Source organism: Mesoplasma chauliocola, from assembly GCF_002290085.1.
Classification (GTDB): domain Bacteria; phylum Bacillota_I; class Bacilli_A; order Mycoplasmatales; family Mycoplasmataceae; genus Mesoplasma; species Mesoplasma chauliocola.
On record NZ_CP023173.1, the window covers coordinates 38,294 to 56,352 of the forward strand.

13 protein-coding genes and 1 riboswitch are annotated in these 18,059 nt (G+C 27.4%); all 13 genes read left to right on the plus strand.

Annotated elements, in window-relative coordinates; translation table 4 throughout:
- Positions 1-640: 640 nt before the first annotated feature.
- The 13 genes from CK556_RS04080 (at position 641) to CK556_RS00200 (ending at position 18,048) form a co-directional block, all read left to right on the plus strand.
- Positions 641-1,507: an ABC transporter ATP-binding protein gene (locus tag CK556_RS04080; RefSeq protein ID WP_420845530.1), complete on the plus strand. Its 867-nt coding sequence runs from the start codon at positions 641-643 to the stop codon at positions 1,505-1,507.
- An 89-nt stretch (positions 1,508-1,596) separates the two neighbouring features.
- Complete coding sequence (locus CK556_RS00145) at positions 1,597-3,723, plus strand: hypothetical protein (RefSeq protein ID WP_027875837.1); 2,127 nt, start codon at positions 1,597-1,599, stop codon at positions 3,721-3,723.
- Positions 3,724-3,751: 28 nt separating this feature from the next.
- Positions 3,752-4,720 (plus strand): carbohydrate ABC transporter permease, encoded by a 969-nt coding sequence (locus tag CK556_RS00150; protein WP_051412778.1) that lies wholly within the window; start codon positions 3,752-3,754, stop codon positions 4,718-4,720.
- A 14-nt stretch (positions 4,721-4,734) separates the two neighbouring features.
- Complete coding sequence (locus CK556_RS00155; protein WP_027875836.1) at positions 4,735-5,913, plus strand: carbohydrate ABC transporter permease; 1,179 nt, start codon at positions 4,735-4,737, stop codon at positions 5,911-5,913.
- Between the two features lie 74 nt (positions 5,914-5,987).
- Complete coding sequence (locus tag CK556_RS00160) at positions 5,988-6,305, plus strand: DUF1904 family protein (protein WP_027875835.1); 318 nt, start codon at positions 5,988-5,990, stop codon at positions 6,303-6,305.
- Between the two features lie 2 nt (positions 6,306-6,307).
- Complete coding sequence (gene dusB, locus CK556_RS00165; protein WP_027875834.1) at positions 6,308-7,285, plus strand: tRNA dihydrouridine synthase DusB; 978 nt, start codon at positions 6,308-6,310, stop codon at positions 7,283-7,285.
- A gap of 1 nt (position 7,286) precedes the next feature.
- The gene (gene lysS, locus CK556_RS00170; RefSeq protein WP_027875833.1) at positions 7,287-8,786 is read left to right on the plus strand and encodes a lysine--tRNA ligase; all 1,500 of its coding nucleotides are present in this window, start codon (positions 7,287-7,289) and stop codon (positions 8,784-8,786) included.
- Between the two features lie 403 nt (positions 8,787-9,189).
- A riboswitch (nucleoside riboswitch) is annotated at positions 9,190-9,252 on the plus strand.
- Positions 9,253-9,334: 82 nt separating this feature from the next.
- Positions 9,335-11,641, plus strand: a complete 2,307-nt coding sequence (locus tag CK556_RS00175) for a lipoprotein (RefSeq protein WP_027875832.1) — start codon at positions 9,335-9,337, stop codon at positions 11,639-11,641.
- 37 nt (positions 11,642-11,678) lie between these two features.
- Positions 11,679-13,898, plus strand: a complete 2,220-nt coding sequence (locus CK556_RS04050; protein WP_027875831.1) for an ATP-binding cassette domain-containing protein — start codon at positions 11,679-11,681, stop codon at positions 13,896-13,898.
- Entirely contained in the window at positions 13,888-14,898 is a 1,011-nt protein-coding gene (locus CK556_RS00185) for a carbohydrate ABC transporter permease (protein ID WP_027875830.1), read from the plus strand. The genes CK556_RS04050 and CK556_RS00185 overlap by 11 nt, the downstream gene beginning before the upstream one ends.
- Positions 14,899-14,911: 13 nt before the next feature.
- Positions 14,912-16,129, plus strand: a complete 1,218-nt coding sequence (locus tag CK556_RS00190) for a carbohydrate ABC transporter permease (protein ID WP_027875829.1) — start codon at positions 14,912-14,914, stop codon at positions 16,127-16,129.
- 4 nt (positions 16,130-16,133) lie between these two features.
- Positions 16,134-17,225 carry a ComEC/Rec2 family competence protein gene (locus CK556_RS00195; RefSeq protein ID WP_027875828.1) on the plus strand — a complete coding sequence of 364 codons (1,092 nt, stop codon included), beginning with the start codon at positions 16,134-16,136 and terminating at the stop codon, positions 17,223-17,225.
- Between the two features lie 67 nt (positions 17,226-17,292).
- Positions 17,293-18,048 (plus strand): MurR/RpiR family transcriptional regulator, encoded by a 756-nt coding sequence (locus CK556_RS00200; RefSeq protein ID WP_027875827.1) that lies wholly within the window; start codon positions 17,293-17,295, stop codon positions 18,046-18,048.
- Positions 18,049-18,059 lie beyond the last annotated feature (11 nt).

Genomic DNA, 18,059 nt, shown 5'->3' on the forward strand with positions numbered 1-18,059 from the left:
ACATGATGTTATTAAAAAAACTAAATCTCAACCAGTAGAAGTTGAGCAAGCTAAAAAAGAAATTAAACCTGCTAAAGTTGAAAAACAGGCTGAACCAAAAGCAAATAGAGTTATTGAAAAGGAAATTGTAAATAAGCAGGTAGAACCAAAACAAATAACTAAAAGTGAAGAAAAATTAATTGCAAAAATAAATGAAAAGCAGTTAATAAAACAAAAACTAAAAGAAGAAAAATTAGCTAAAAAACAAAATAAGGAAGCAGCTAAGAAAATTTATAAAGAACAATTAGAGCAAGAGCGCCAAAATAAAATTGCTAAAATTGAAGAAGAAAAAAGATTAGCAAAAGACGAAAAAAACGCTAAAGAAAAAGCACAGGCTGAAGAAGCAAAGAAAGCTGAGTTAGCTGAGAAAAAAAGATTAGAGACTGAAACAAAAGAAAAAGCTTTAGCTGATAAATTAGCTTTAGCAGAAGCAAAGAAAGCTGCAGAAATAATAGAAAATCAAAAAATAGCAGAAGCAAAAAAACAGGAGTTAGAAAATATGGAAAATAATAAGACAACTAAAAAAACTCCATCTGTAAAACAACAAGAAGTTGCAGAAGTTAAAGTATTTAAAGTTGATTCTCAAGCAGAACGTCAATTTATAGAAGTTGAACCTAAATTAAACTTCGATAAAGGAGTAAAAGGTTTAAAACAAAAAAATAAATATCAAAAACAATTAACAAATAAGTACTCAAAACAAATTTTGAGTGAAGGTGCTATTGTTACTACAACTAATTGCAAACCAAGTGTTGACGAACACATTATTGAACTTAAGGATGTTAGAAAGTCTTACATTACAGGAGATTTAGAAACACCAATCCTTAAAGGAATTGATATTAAATTAGATAAAGGAGACTTTATTGTAATATTAGGCCCATCAGGTTCAGGAAAAACAACATTCCTAAATGTTATTTCAGGATTAGATAAAGCAACTGAAGGAGATGTATTTATTTTAGGTTCAAACTTAACATTATTAAAAGATTCTCACTTAACTAAATTTAGAAGAAAAAATGTAGGATTTATTTTCCAACAATATAACCTTTTAACAAACTTGACTTCAAAAGAAAATGCTGAAGTTGGTCAAAACCTTGCAAACAAAGACAAACAAGGAATGTCAATTGAAGATATTTTTGAAACAATTGGTATGAAAGAACAAATGAACAAGTACCCTCACCAAATGTCTGGGGGACAACAACAAAGGGTTTCTATTGCTAGAGCGTTAGCTAAAAATCCTGAAATTCTATTTGCTGATGAACCAACAGGAGCATTAGATGAAGAAATGGGACGTAAAGTATTAGAAATTTTAGTTAAAGTTAACCGTGAACAAAAAACAACAATTGTTGTTGTTACACATAACCCTAATATTGCTAAAATTGCAAATACAGTTATTCATATTAAAAATGGACTTATTGATAATCTAGAAAAAAATAAAAAACCAGCAGATCCAAAAACAATTGAATGATCATAGTAATAAACCTATTAAGGTTTATTTTTTTATTTTTTTACTAAAAGAAGTTTATAATTAAAAATATATAAAAAGAAAGATGTTGAAATAAAATGAAAAAACTATTATTAACACTATCATCTGTACTTGTAGTTGGTGTAAGCACAAGTACCCTAATTTCATGTGGTATAAAACCAGAAAATGAAGTTGTTTTTATGTTATTTGGTACAACAAGTAGTAATGGTGACCAAGAAAAAAGAAAGAATTTTCAAGATATTGCTGAAAGCTATAATCAAGCTTATAAAAATGAACCAGATTTTGTTCCAGTAAAAGTTGTAATGAGAAGCTCTAATTACTTAGATTTAGCTATTCAATCAGGAGACAATTTACCAGATTTATATGTTTCATACGTTGATGCTGCTTCTACTTATGTTGATTCATCAATTGGTAATCAAGTTAGAGATATGAAAGAATCAATGGGCGAAGGTTTTAAAAAATTTGAAGAAGATTTAATAACTCCTGCTTTTATGGAAGAAGGTCAATATAAAAACACTCAAATAGTTTTACCTTTTGGAAAATCTTTTGATATTTCTGTAATTAATGTTAATTTATTTATTCAATTTATGGCTTTGTTTCCAGAATTAGTCACTTTATCAGTCAATTTATCAGATAATTTTAATGAATATAACAAGCAAAGAAGTGACCTTTTAGATGGATCTGAAGAATGAGTAAAAACTAAAATATTCAGAGAGGGTTTGAGTTTATCTAAAACACAATCAGACAATGATTCAATTAGCATTGATCAAAATGTTTATGATTCTTTGGTGGAAGAAATGAAAAAAGTTAAGGATGTAAATTTAATTAAAGAATTTTTTAACTCAACTGAAAATGTTTTGAACGTTGCAAGTGCATTTAGAGAAATTGTAGATAATGATGGTTTGGATGTAACGGTAACATTAAATGAAGCAGATAAATCAAAATCAGTTAAACCAAATGAAACATATAATTTTGCTTTTGGAATGGATTCAATTGATAATAAATATTACATGGATTATGCAGCAACTAAAGGTGCTAAAGAAGGTGTAATTAATGTAGAAGATTCAATTTCACCAAGTCCAGACAAAGATTTTTGATATAGCACTACTTATAATAATAAAATAGCAAACATAGAACTTAATCCTTATTCACAAGGTTTCTTAAATACAACTAAATATTTACAAGGTATGAAAGACATAGCTTTAAAAAATGATAAAGCATCAAGTACTGAGTGAAGAGACCAGTGAAATGGAGTGTTTTCAGCAGCAAGAAGAACAAGTACAACGCAAAACTGGGTAACAGAAGATTTTGTTAAATCAACAATGTTCATGGCAAGTGCATCATCAGCAAACGATATTTACTTTACTGATCAATTTAAAGACAAAGATGTACAAATAATTAATAATGGAACTGAAATAAACGGAAAAGCAACATACAGACCAGTAAGCAAAGCTGATGTTATTACAACATCAACAACAAATGGTGAAAATTCAAATGGTAAATCAGTTTTTCTTTCTCAAGGAAGAGGAATTGCAGGATTTAAATCTAATGGAAATAATGCGGCTGCAAAAGAAAAATCAGTAACAAATTTTTTAAACTACATGATGCAACCAATTCAAACTGCTCAATATGGTTTAAAAACAAGTTATATGCCAGCAACAAAATCAGGAATGTCAATTTATGAAAGTTATTTAGATGGAAGTTATAATAATACTTCTGATGAAATAAAAAAAGTCGATAAATTGAGTAATGTTATCATGGAAATAGAAAAAGATTATTTTAATAATCCTATTGATAAGCAAGAAGCAAAAGCATTGATTCCAGAATATTTCCAACAAATTAAAGATTCAACAGGAAACCCAGAAGTTAAGGCTGGTGTAAGTTCTGTTAATACAGCATTTATTAAAGATTATTTAGATCCTTTAATTAAAGGAGAAAGAGATGACATTGAACTAGTTTCTTCAAAAGCAATACCAACAACTGATATTATTCGTTCAAGTTTAAAACCTGCTCTTACAGGAACAGGGGGTCTACTTGATTTAAGAGCATCAGGTGGTGCAAGAGAAATTGGATTGGATAAATTATTAGAAGATGGTAATCAATATTACAATCTTTCAAGATATATAAGAACTTATCAAAATCAAGAGTTTTATAGACAAATTAATGTAAAAATCACAGAAAACCCTAATACAACTAAAAAGTAAAAAAGCTTTTAGTGATGGAGAATAATTAATGAAAAAATGAGATAAAGGATTCATAATAAACAGAACAAATTTATCTAAAAAAAACGCAAATAATTTAGAAAAAGGCAGATTTGATATTTTCAATCAATTGATTTGAATATTACCAGCATTCTTCTTTATTTGTGTTTTTTCATATTTTTCAATTTATATAGTTTTTAAATTTGGTTTAAGTGAAAATGGAGGTCAAGGAGTTTTTAAGCTTAGTTTTACATCTATAAAAAACCTATTTACAGATCCGCTGAAAGAATTCCCAATAGCTTTAAGAAATACATTATTATATGTTACTCTATCGGTTCCAATATCATTACTTCTTTCACTATGAGTAGGTAAGTCTTTGAGTAATGTTTTAAATAAAAAAGCTTTTGCTTTTTTTCAGTCAGCATTATTCTTGCCATATGTAACTTCTTCATTAGCTGTTGCTATGGCTTTCTCAATGATTTTTTCAAATAGTGGTAATTCACTACTAGCACAGTTGCTAAGCAAATTTGGATTAGAAAATATTGATTGAACAAAACCTAAAAATGCTATAACTATGACAACAATATTTGGAATTTGAAGAATGTTACCATTTCAAATTATTTTATTTACCGCAGCATTTTTAAAAGTTGACAAAAGACTTTATCAAGCAGCAGCAGTAGATGGTATACCTAGATGACAACAATATTGAAAAATTTCTATACCACAAATTATGCCAGTAATTGTTTATATGATAACAACAAGTATAATTGGATCATTAAAATTTATACCTTTTGGCTTATTTGCTGATTATGATGAAGCAGTAAAGGCAAGTGCACAAACTGCAGTTTATTATATATTTGCACAAATTAATACTGGAGTTGGCTCTTTGGCTTCTTATAGTAAAGCAGGAGCAGCAGCTATTATATTGATGCTTATAATTCTTGTAATAACAATTTTTAATGCAATATTAAGTAAATATCTTAGAAAGAAATTTAGATAGGTTAGGTGATAGATATGAAGAAAAGTTATATAACTTCGCAAATAGCTTTCACTAAATCTGAAGTTAAATTTGAAAAACGAAAAAATAAATATAATCTTGCAATATTGAAAAGAGACTTATTTATTGAAAATAAGCAAAAGCAAATAATATATAGTAAAAATATATTTAAAAAAATATATTTGCAAACTATTTTGTTTTTTGTTTTAGCATTTATTAAAAAATATATTAATGTAAGACACAGAAATTATTTAAATCAAATAAGCAAAAGAAATTCAAAAACTTTAAAATTGGCAGGAGATTTCTGATATAAAAGAATATTTTTAAATATATCAACTTATTCAGCAATAATTTTAATGCTAATCTTTTTAATTTTTCCATTTTATTGAATGCTTATGACTTCTTTTAAACCTTATTCAGAAGTAAGACCTGGTGTTTTGGAATCTTTATGGCCAAAAGAATGAACACTTCAAGCATATAAAGATATGTTTAAATATATAAATGCTGAGGGCAATCCTGATTCAATTTCAATACCAAGATTTTTCTTTAACTCATTTTTAGTAGCTTCATTAACAACTATTTTGCAACTTGTTGTTTCAGTTCTTGCTGGTTTTGCAATTTATAATTGAAGAACAAAACTTAATCCTTTACTTTTAATTATTATTTTCTCAATTATGATGGTTCCAGCTGAGTCTCTTTTATTAGGTAGATATTGAATAACTGTGCAAATGCAATGAAGAGATTCTATAACGGCCTTAATTGTCCCTTTTATAGGTAATGTATTTACGGTTTATTTAATGAGTAATGCATTTTATGATTTAAGTAAAGATTTAAAAAGAGCTTCTAAAATAGATGGTTTAAACTCATTTCAATATTTTTTAAAAATTGCAGTACCAGCAGTTAGTGGTGCCATTTTGACAGCTGGAATAATCGCTTTTATTGATTCTTGAAATGCAGTATTGTGACCAATAACTGTTATGGACAAAGATACTGGACAATGAAGAACAATACCAATGCTACTTTATTCAATAATGTATTCTGATGGAATTATTCCAGGTGAACAATTAAATCCAAATAATATTAAAATGGCTGCATGCATCATTTCAATTATTCCAATGATAGTTATATTCTTGCTATTTCAAAAATGAATTATAAAAGGCTTATCAAGACCTGGAACAAATACAAACAAAGGATAAATATACTTTTGAGAACTCTAAGGGTTCTTTTTTGTTAAGTATTTGTTAAAATAAAAAAAGAAAAGAGTGATTTTATGCCAATCTTAAAATTTAATGGAGCAACTGAACAACAAGTAAAAGAGTATTCAAAAAAGATAAATGAGTTAGTTGATTTAGTTGTTGCAAAACCTGAAGCAATACTATTGATGAACAATAATAATGAAATTTATGTAGCACCAAATACAAATAAAAGAATATACATAGAGGTTGAGTGATTGAAAAGACCAGAAGAAGCTAGAATAGCTTTAGTTAAACATTTAACTGACTTTTTTGGTGGAGAAGGCGTTAACGTTTCTGTTAATTTTAATGAAATAAATAATAACTTATATGTCAATAATGTTAAAAGAGGTTAAGAATGAAAATAGGAAATATAGAAATAAAAGGTAAATTAGTACAAGGTCCGATGGCTGGTGTTTCTAACCCTCCATTTAGATTAATATCAAAAGAGCAAGGCGCTAATTTAGTATGTGCTGAGATGGTATCTGTTGAAGGTATGACTCATAATAATAAGAAAACTTTTAGTATGTTAACTGTTGAAAAAGCAGAACACCCAATGAGTATGCAAATTTTTGGTAATGATGTTGAATCATTTATTGTTGCAACAAAGTGAATTGAAGAAAATGTTGATTGTGACATTATTGATTTAAATATTGGTTGCCCTGCTCCAAAAGTCGCAGTTAGATCTGCAAGTGGATCAAGTTTATTAAAAACACCAGAATTAATTTATGATATTGTTAAGGCTGTTGTTGAAAATACAACAAAACCTGTAACAGCAAAAATTAGATTAGGTTGAGACAAGGAAAGTGTTAATGCTGTTGAAGTTTCAAAACTAATTGAAAAAGCAGGAGCTAGTGGTATAACAGTTCATGGAAGAACAAGAAGTGAATTTTATTCAGGTCACGCTGATTGAGAAAAAATTAAAGAAGTTAAAGAAGCAGTTAATATTCCGGTTATTGGTAATGGTGATGTTATTGACGGACCAAGCGCCAAAGCAATGTTAGATTTAACTGGTTGTGATGGTGTTATGATTTCAAGGGGTTGTCAAGGAAATCCATGAATTTTTAAACAAATTGCATATTACTTAGAAACTGGTGAAGAATTAGCTAAGCCAACTTTTATGGAATGAAAAGAAACAGTATTAAAGCATGCTAAAATGTTAATAGATTATAAAGAAGATGAAACTGGTGCTATTAGAGAGTTTAGAAAACATCTAACTTGATATTTAGCAGTTTTACCAAAAACAGAAATTTTAAATCAATTAAAAGAAGAAGCAAATAAAATAAATACATTTAAAGATTTAGAATTAATTATAGAAAAGTATAAAGAGGTATAAAATGTCAGAAAGAAAATTTAGTGAACAAGAATTAGTTCGTAGAGCAAAGTTAGAGAAATTAATTGAAAATGAAAATAATCCTTACCAAGTAAGTAAGTATGTAAGAACTCATTCTTTAAAAGAATTAACTGATTTATACAATTGTTATGAAAAAGATGAATTATCAAATTTAGATCAACCAGAAATTAATATTGCAGGAAGAATTAAACTTTATCGTGAAGCAGGTAACAAAGCAGCTTTCTTAAATATTGAAGATCAAGACTCTGATATTCAAGTTTATGTAAGACAAGATGAAATTGGAGAAGAAGCTTTTGCTAACTTCAGAGAATTGGACTTAGGTGATATTGTTGGATTTAAAGGAATCATGATGAAAACAAATCATGGTGAATTATCTTTAAGAGCTAAAGAATATACTTTATTGTCAAAAGCACTAAGACCTTTACCAGATAAACATGCAGGTATTCAGGATATTGAAGAAAAATACCGTAGAAGATATATAGATTTAATCACTAACCCTGAATCAAAAAAAGTTTTTAAAGCAAGAACTAAAATTATTAGAACTATGCAACAAATTTTAGATGAACGTGGATATATGGAAGTTGAAACTCCAATCTTGCATAGTGTTAAAGGTGGAGCAGCAGCAAAGCCATTTATTACTCACTATAATGCTTTAGATGTTGATGTATACTTAAGAATTGCTACTGAACTACATTTAAAAAGATTAATTGTTGGTGGATTTGATGGAGTTTATGAAATTGGAAGAATATTTAGAAATGAAGGAATGAGTACAAGACATAATCCTGAATTTACTTCTTTAGAATTATATGTGGCTTATGAAGATATGTTTTTCTTAATGGACTTAACTGAAGAAATATTCAGAAAATGTAATGCAGCAGTTAATGATTCAGCTGTTATTACTTATGGTGGACACGAGTTAGATTTAGCAAAACCATTTAAACGATTACATATGGTAGATGGAATTAAACAAGTTACAGGTGTTGATTTCTGAAAAGAAATGAGTGTTGAAGAAGCTTTAGAATTAGCAAAAAAACATAATGTGCATGTTGAAAAACATAATTATACAGTAGGACATATTATTAACTTATTTTATGAAGAATTTGTTGAAGCAACAATTATTGAACCAACTTTTGTTTATGGTCATCCAAAAGAAATCTCACCATTATCAAAATCAAATGTAAAAGATCCAAGATTTACAGATCGTTTTGAATTATTTATTGTTGGAAGAGAATATGCCAATGCATTTAGTGAATTAAATGACCCAATCGATCAATATGAAAGATTTAATGAGCAAATCAAAGAAGCTGCTGCTGGAAATGATGAAGCAACAGAAATGGATATTGATTTTATTGAAGCATTAGAACATGCAATGCCACCAACTGCTGGTATTGGATTTGGAATTGATCGTTTAGTTATGTTATTAACTAATAGTGAATCTATTAAAGACGTATTATTATTCCCGCAAATGAAACCAAGAGATTAATTTATGTCAAAAAATAAAGAAGAAAATAATAAGAAGTATGATTTTTAGTTTTGCTTAACATAAGTTTAGTTATTAATATTATGTTAAAAAAGCTGAAAAAATGCAGTTTGTAGAAAAAGAAATAGTATTCATTATTTTAGGAATATTTTTAGTTTATATTTTTGGATATAATTGTAGGCAATAAAAAACTTTATGATTATGTAAAAATAACAAATAAGAAATAAACAAGAGGCATAGCAAAGGTGAGAATAAAATCACGTTTGTATGCCTCTCTTTTAGAGTTGTTTATCTTATTTTTTGTATATATAATTATAATTTAAAAAAAATGAAAATGTTTGTAAAGTTGATAATTGTTTTAAAAATATTAAATTATAATTATTTTAACTTAATAATATTATATTGAACTTATACATGGTAACATAATGGGTTATTGTCCCGCCTCCAAACCTATTTGGAGACTGTAAGATCAAAATAATTTTTTTTGTAGTAGTTTATATGTTGTTATTAAGTGGTTTTATAAATATATTTAAAAAGGGGAAAATTAATTTATGAAAAAATTACTATCAGTATTGACTGCTTCTGTTTTAGCAACAACAGCTGCATCAAGTGTTGTTTCATGTGGTACAAAACCTGAAAAAAAGGTTGTTTTTGTTTTACCACAAGAAACAATTGGTCAAAACTCAAAAGATAAACAAACAGCTTATCAAGATTTAGTTGATGAATTTAATCAGGAACACGCTCAAGAAATTGCAAACGGTGAACTAGTGGAAATCGAAGCAAGATGAGAAAAAAGTGGAAACATTGCAAAAAATATTGCAGCAAATGGTAACTTACCTGATTTATATATCTTTTATCCAGACGCTGTTTCAACTTTTTCACACTCTGGAGCAAGTGAAAAAGTTAGAGATATGGAAGAATCAATGGGAGATAATTTTGCAGAATTTAAAAATTCATTGTTAAATGAATCATTCATTGATGAAGGTGTTTATAATGGAAAACAAATTGTATTACCTTTTGGAAAATCTGTTGATCTTTCAGTTATTAATGTAAGGGTTTTAGCTGAACTTGCAAAAGGATTTGGTTTTGATGAAGAAGGAACTATAAAAACATCGTTTGAGACTTATAATGAAACTTCAAATAGTAGAAAAAATTTATGGGGAACAACTAAAGATGCATCAAAAATGAGTACTTATTCTTCATTTGGAGCACATGCTTTTGATATTGTAAAAAAAAGTAATGATAAAAAAGTTCAAGATGCTTTAAAAACTTTTGAAGAAATAGTTCAAACATTGACAAAATCAACAGATATTTCAAAAGATATCAGAGATATTTTTAGAGAACAAGAAAATATATTCGCAATAGCTACTTTAACAACAGAGCTTTATAGAGAAAAAGATGGAATTAAATATTCTGACATTACAGAAACTATAAGTGAAAGTAATGGTCAAAAAGCAGCGGCTGATAAAGCTATTGAAGCAAAACAAAATTCAAGCCAGCATTTTGGATTCTCAATTGACTCAATGGAAAATAAATATTTTATGGATTGAGCCGCGGCTAATCAAGAAGGTAAATCAAATATTAACATCGAGTCAAATGCAAATGAATTTATGTACAATGCCCAATTAAATAAAAATTCTAATGGTAAAGTACAATCAACAAGTGTTGAACTGAATAAAAATAGTACTTCATTCCAAAAAACAACTTCTTTATACGACGGATTTAAAGAAATTGCAAAAACAAAAAATGAACTATCAGGAAATAACACAGATATTGAAAAAAGTTGAAAAGGTACATTCATGACTAAGTACAATGGAACATCAGGTTCTATTTATACAAGCACAGCATTTCAAAATGGAACAACTCTTGTTGGTTCAGGTTCATCAGCAGGAGCATATAACTATACATCAGGAATAAGTTATAAATATAATGGTGATAAAAACACAGGTTATTTAAATATGGTTAAAAATTCTGATATCTTAACAACATCAACTATTGGTAATGAAAAAGATGCATTTATGTCACAAGGTCCAGGAATCGCTGGATTTAAATCTACTGGTGACAATGCAGCACAAAAAGAAGAAACTGTTTCAAAATTCTTGAGTTACATTATGCAACCAAAACAAGCAGCAGATTTTGCCTTAAAAACAAATTACATGCCACCAACAACAGATGCAATGAAAATATATCAAAAATATGTTGATGGGACTTACAATAATCAAGAAGCATTCCAATATAGTACTCAAATGAAACAAAAGGCAGTAGAATATATTGAAAAAAATCCAAACAGAGCAGGTATTCCAAGTAAAGAGGAAATAGAAGAAGCACATTATCTTGACGGTGGTCATTTAAGAGTAACACTAGATAGTGAAGGAAATGCTTCAAATATTTCATTTAAAAAAGGTGGAGAACCAATAACAGAAAAAATACAAGCTTTAAATGATGTTTATGATCATGTTATTCATAATGAAAAAAGCGAAGAATTAGATCAATGAAGATTTGAAAAGTTATTTACACCTATAGCAGATTACTCAAGTTCATTAAGAGCGAATAGTAGAGCTTCAGTTAGTGCAATTAATTCAGGATATATAAATGATTTCTTATTTGATAATGAAGGTAATAAAAATACTCAAACATTGTTAGTAACTTCTACTCCTTCACCAATAGGAACAGATGTACGTGATGGTATTAAAAGTGCAATAGTTGAGGCAAAAAATAATACAGTTATGTATAATTGAGACATTAAGTTTAATCAATTATTGGATGAAGAAAATAATGTTTACAATTTAAGCAAATATTTAAATGCAAAAAGTGGAGATGATGTTCTTAAAAGAGTAACAGTTTCGTATAGAAAATAAAATAAGTAAAATATAAAATAGAGATAGTGAGAATTATATGAGTATAAAATTAAAAAATATAAATATAGACTATGGAAATTTTTTAGCAGTTGATAATTTAAGCATGGAGATCAAAAAAGGGGAATTAGTTTCCCTTTTAGGTCCTTCTGGTTGTGGTAAAACAACAGCTTTAAATGCCATAGCAGGTCTAATAAATACAACTTCTGGTCAAATGTTATTTGATGGTGTTGATGTTACACAAAAACCAAGTCAAAAAAGAAATATAGGTTTAGTATTTCAAAGTTATGCATTATATACACATATGAGTGTATTTAAAAATATAGCATATCCTTTATATCACTCAAAAAGATTTAAAAAAGAATTAAAACAAGATAATTATTTAAATAAATTACGATTAAAAACTTTAGCTGAATCTGAAAACTTTGAATTTGTTATAAATCAACAAAATAAATTTGATGCCTATATTTTAAAATTTCAAGAAGAACTTAACTCTTTAATTGAAAATAAATTCGTTGACTATTTAAGATCAAATAAAGCAATTTTAAACAATTATTTAAATGTTCTTTTCGCTGAATCTAATTTAAACGATGCAAGAATTATAAATGCAAAAAACCAATTGAAAAGTTATTTATATGATAAAGCTAAAATCAAATTTAATAAAGAAACAAATAAACTTAATATTTATATTGTTGAAAATAATAAAAAAATCTTAAAAAGTGAACATGATATAAGATATAGTTTCTTATTAGAATTTTTTGATTATAAAATTAAAAATTCAATTAAGGAATTTGAGGCTCATTCAAAAGAAATAGCTAAAACAATGAAGAAAACAAAGAAAAGTATTTCTAAATTGGAAGATGGAACATTAGGTGTCCAAATTTTTTCTAAAAATGGATCTTCTTCATATGATTCATTCAAAGAAGAGTCAAACTCAAACTCACTTGATTTCTTTAGTACTATATTTAGAGATGCTTACGATCTTGTTGATAATTTTATAATTGAAGTTAATAAACTATTTGAATCAGAAATTTTTGCTAACTCAAAATACTCAAAAATAATTTTACAAATTTCTAATATTATTAAAAAAGAATTAAAAATAGTTGATAAAGCAGCAAAGGATAAAAATTTGGATATAAATCCTGAAAAATTACTTTTATCTATAAAATCAGAAATAATTGAAAAAGTTAATAACAAAAAACAAGAATTAACTACTGCATTAGTTGAATATAATGATTTTATAATTAAAGCAAATTATTTTGGTACAAATTTAGAAAACATAATTGCTGGTTTTTCTGAATTAAAATCTTCTGATCAGGCAATTGAAAATTCTGACAAAATTGAAAGCCAATTTAAAACAGCCGTCCTAAAAGAAATAGACAACTTACTTAATGATTCTGTTAACGTAATAACTAAAGAAATACAGGTTAAGGCAAAAAAAATTGATACAACTGAACTTTACTTAAAAATTAAAAAATCTATTTATTCAAAAAATAGAAAAATTAAAGAATTAGTTTATGAAACAGCTAAACAAGTTGAAATAGAAAATCAATTAAATAAAAAACCTAGTGAATTATCTGGTGGTCAACAACAACGTGTCGCTATTGCAAGAGCAATTGTTAAAAAACCAAGTATTTTATTAATGGATGAACCGTTATCTAATCTTGATGCAAAACTTCGTTTAACAACAAGAGAGTGAATTAAGAGATTCCAACAATCTGTAGGAATTACAACAATTTTTGTTACTCATGATCAAGAAGAAGCAATGAGTATATCTGATTCAATATTTGTTATGAATAAAGGTGTTTTACAACAAAGCGGTAGTCCTCTTGAAATTTATAACAAGCCTGCAAACGAATTTGTTGCAAATTTTATCGGAACACCTAACATAAACTTTGTACCGGTTAAAAGAAGTAAAAATCAGTTCTTACTACCTTCAAATGAAGTCTTAAAGTTTAAAGAATTACCAATGGATCAAAGTGAATTTAAATTAGGTATTAGACCTGAAAAAATAACACTTAAAAAAACGGCTGGTTCTATTTTGCTAGCTAAAGGTTCAATTATTCTAGTTGAGCAATTAGGTAAACAAAATCATGTGAAAATTAAAGTTTCAAAAACCTTAGAATTAACACTAGTTATTGATCCATCAGAATGAGCTAATATTAAAAATACCGATGAAATAAACTTATACGTAAATCCAAAAGAAATTTACCTGTTTGGTGAAGACAAAAATATTATTGAGGCAGAATATGTTAAATAAGAAAAATGCAAATTCAAATAATAACATTGAAAGTACACCAAAAAATAAGGGATTTACTTTAAAGTTTAAAAAGTCTCCAAAATCAAAAAATATGGAAAAAGGACGCTACGATTTAATTAATCAATTAATTTGAATAACTCCTGGTATAGCTTTTGTTTGTTTATTCTCTTACTATTCAATATTTATTGTTTTACGTTATGGAATGAGTGAGGGTGGTTCAATAGGTGCTTTTCAACTAAGTCTTTCAAACATAAAACTTATATTATTTGAAGATGTTACAAACGAATTTACAATTGCACTTAGAAATACATTCATTTACGTTATAGCAGCTGTTCCATTATCATTATTTATTGCTCTATTTACAGCGAAAGCTTTGGCAAATATAGTACACAAAAAAGCATTTGGATTTTTTCAATCAGCATTCTTTCTTCCATATGTTACTTCTTCATTAGCGGTAGCAATGGTGTTTGCAACATTATTCTTGAATGGTAATGATCCAATAATTAATTCAATTATTAGACTATTTAATAAAAACGCAAATCCAGATTGAAGAGAACCAAAAAATACAATGATACTATTAATAATATATGGTACTTGAAGAATGTTGCCTTTTAAAATAATTATGTTTACAGCAGCATTTTTAAGAATTGATAGAAGACTTTATCAAGCTGCATCATTGGATGGAACTCCAAAATGACAACAATTTTGAAAAATATCACTACCACAAATCTTACCTGTAATTATTTATATGATTACAACAGGAATAATAGGCGCGTTCAAATTTATGCCTTTTGGTTTATTTAATAACTATAATGAAGCGACAGCTTCACAAGCTCAGACAGCAGTTTACTTTATTTTTGATAAAGTTAATCCTTCAGGTGGTGGGATACCTCAATATGGTAAAGCAGGAGCTGCTTCTATAGTTTTAATGATTTTAATTTTAGTAATGACCTTATTTAATAGACAATTAACAAAGTATTTAAATAAAAAATTTAAATAGAAGAAAGGAAAAAATGGAAAATAAAATAAAAAATAGTTTAACCAATGATTCTTCTTCTAATAAATTTTATATAGATAGTAAGGCATCAAAAATAAGTAATCAAAAAGAAAAGTATGAGCAACATTTAAATAAATTTGAAACAAAAATTTTAGAAAAAGAAGAAAAAATAGTTTTGTCAGAAACTTTTTGAATAACATTTATTTTAAAAGTAAATTTATTCTTTTTCAAAAAATATCAACCCAAAATGATTTACATTTTTAATTGAAGATATATTAGAAGAACAGGAAAAATTAAAAGAAAAACATTAAAAATGGCAGGTGATGTTTGATATAAAAACATTGTTAGTGGATCAGTAAACTGATTTGTCCTTATTTTAATGTTTATAGTAATGATTTTCCCATTTTACTGAATGCTTGTTACTTCCTTTAAATCAAATGCAGAAATAGATCCTTCAGCACAACAATCATTTTTTAAAATGCTTTGACCTGAAAGTTGAAATTTATCTGTGTACAGAGAAATGCTTGATTTTATTAGCTTAACATCAAGCAATCAAGATGTAACATTTACAAGACTTTTTGTTAACTCTTTCTTTATTGCAACAATTTCTACATTAGTACAACTAGGTGTTTCTATAGTTGGTGGATTTGCAATATATAACTGAAGAACAAAATTTAATTCAGTATTTATGATAATTATGTTCTCAATCATGATGGTGCCTGGAGAAGCAATGCTTTTAGGTAGATATACTATTATGATTCAAATGGGGTGAGGAAATACATTAGCTGCTCTTATAGTCCCTTTTATAGGTAATGTGTTTACAATGTATTTAATGAGTAATGCATTTTATTCATTAAATAAAGATTTAAAAAGAGCAGCAAAAATGGATGGATTGAATAGTATGCAGTACTTTTTAAAAATTGCATTACCAGCAATTAGTGCTACTATAATTACTTCATTTATTATTTCATTTATTGAGTCATGAAACTCTGTTTTATGACCAGTAACAATAATGAGAGATGACACACCTTGAAAAACAATCCCGATGATGCTTTATAGAATGATGCAAGTTTCAGGAATTGAGCCAGAAATTGCTATTGGTTATAACCCAATTAACATGAAAATGGCAGCATCCTTTCTTGCAATCTTACCAATGATAATAATGTTTATTGTATTTAACAAGTGGATTATTAACGGGCTTTCAAAAAGAGGGTCATCAGGGTCAAAGGGTTAGAAAAATGAAAAAAATTTGAAATCAAATAGCATTTATTATAATAATTGTTTTATTATTTATCATGATTCCTTTTTCAGTTGTTTCATGCTCAAATAAAATAATTGAATTGACAGGAAATGTTAATTATTATGTTGCAGCGGTAGGAAATGGAAACTTTTCAGTTGTTGAAAAAGACGGACATGGCGTAATTTTAGATGCTGGTGCTGGTTTATCTGATTCTAAAAATTTATATGACTTAGGAAATGAAAGAGCTTCGTCTTATTGAACTAGAAATAGTAACTCAGCCATTACAGAATGAGCAGTAAAGTTCATGAAAGAGACAGCTAAAATTGAATATTTAGATGCAGCTTTTATATCTCATAAGCACTCAGACCATTATGATTTGCTTTTTGATATATTAGATGCATACTCACAAGATGAAACTGTTGTTGTTGCTCCAATTGATTCAGCTGGTCTAGAGGAAACAATAAAAAGCGTTTCACCAAATTGAAATGGAACAGTAGATAAAAAATTTAGAAAACAATATACATTCCTTGGCGGAACTTTTGAAAATTTAACTGCTTATTCATCAAAGAAAACTTTAAAAAGTATTAAAAATAATATGACAAAAGACCCAAATGATACTTCAATGGCAATTAGGTTTACAGCAAATGGACACTCAGTTTTATCTTTAGGGGATTTACAAAACCAAGGACCTACGAAAGATGAAAAATTTTTGAATAAAGTTAAAGAAAAAGAATATGACGTTTTGTTGGCAGGCCACCATGGTTCTATTAATTCAGCTACATTAGCTATAGCTGAAAATTCAGGCGTTATTAAACATACTTTCTTTTCAGGAACAAGTTACAGTAACGGCTCTTCTGATTGAGATAAATATTCAGGTGGGCATCTAATGAATCCACATTCTATAACTCAATCAATGCAGAGAGTTTGAAAAAACACAAATTCAGCAAATTATTATTTAACAGGAATTTGAGAAAAAGACAGCGATGGACAAAATTTTAAAGGCAACTTGGCAAGTTCTTACAAATGATCATCTGAAAAAAATGAAGTTTTAAAAATATCAGACACAATATTAAATTCGAATGCTAGATAAAAAATCACTTAATGTGATTTTTTATTTTATATAGATAGTATAATTGATAACATAAGGTAATAATAACATGAACTCAGTATATAAAAATATAGAAAATTTAAGCAGAGACAACCGTGAAACAGCTTTTAAAATAGTTGCAAAACAAATACTAATTGATTTTTCAAATAACAAGTTTCGCTCCCAAGAAGAATTAGCAAAAAAATGCTATGTTTCTAATGCAACAATAACGCAGTTTTCTAAAGCTGCTCTTTGCACAGGTTATAGAGAGTTAAGATTAAGACTAAAAATTGAATATGATAACAATTTTTCAGATAATCAAAAAACATCAATAAAGAAAGTTTCAGTTAAAGAATATTATAGCTCTTTTGAAAATTGATTATCAGATAATTGAGATTTTATAGAAGATTTAATAAAAGCGATGACTGAAAAAAAAGAGGTATTTTTATTCCCCAGTTTTCAAACGCACTATTCAGCAATTTTTTTAAGCGATGTATTAGAAAAACATGATTTAAATGTAAGTATTTTTAATTTAGAAAAAGATTTTAGGAAATTAAACAATATAGATTGAACTAAAAAAGTAATTTTGTTAATTTTAACTGGAAGAGATAATGAGAGTCTTAAACTAATATATGATTATATGAAAAAAGCGAACTCAAAAGTTTTTGTCATATGCTCTCAGAATTGAGATTTTAGAAAAGATGGAAATGCAAATATTATGTATTTAGATAATCAAATAAGTTCTAGAAATTACGTTGATAGAAACTTTTGATTAATCAATTTTTATAAATTTTTGGAAGAAATACTAATAACAAGATGTAACTAAACTAGTTTTTG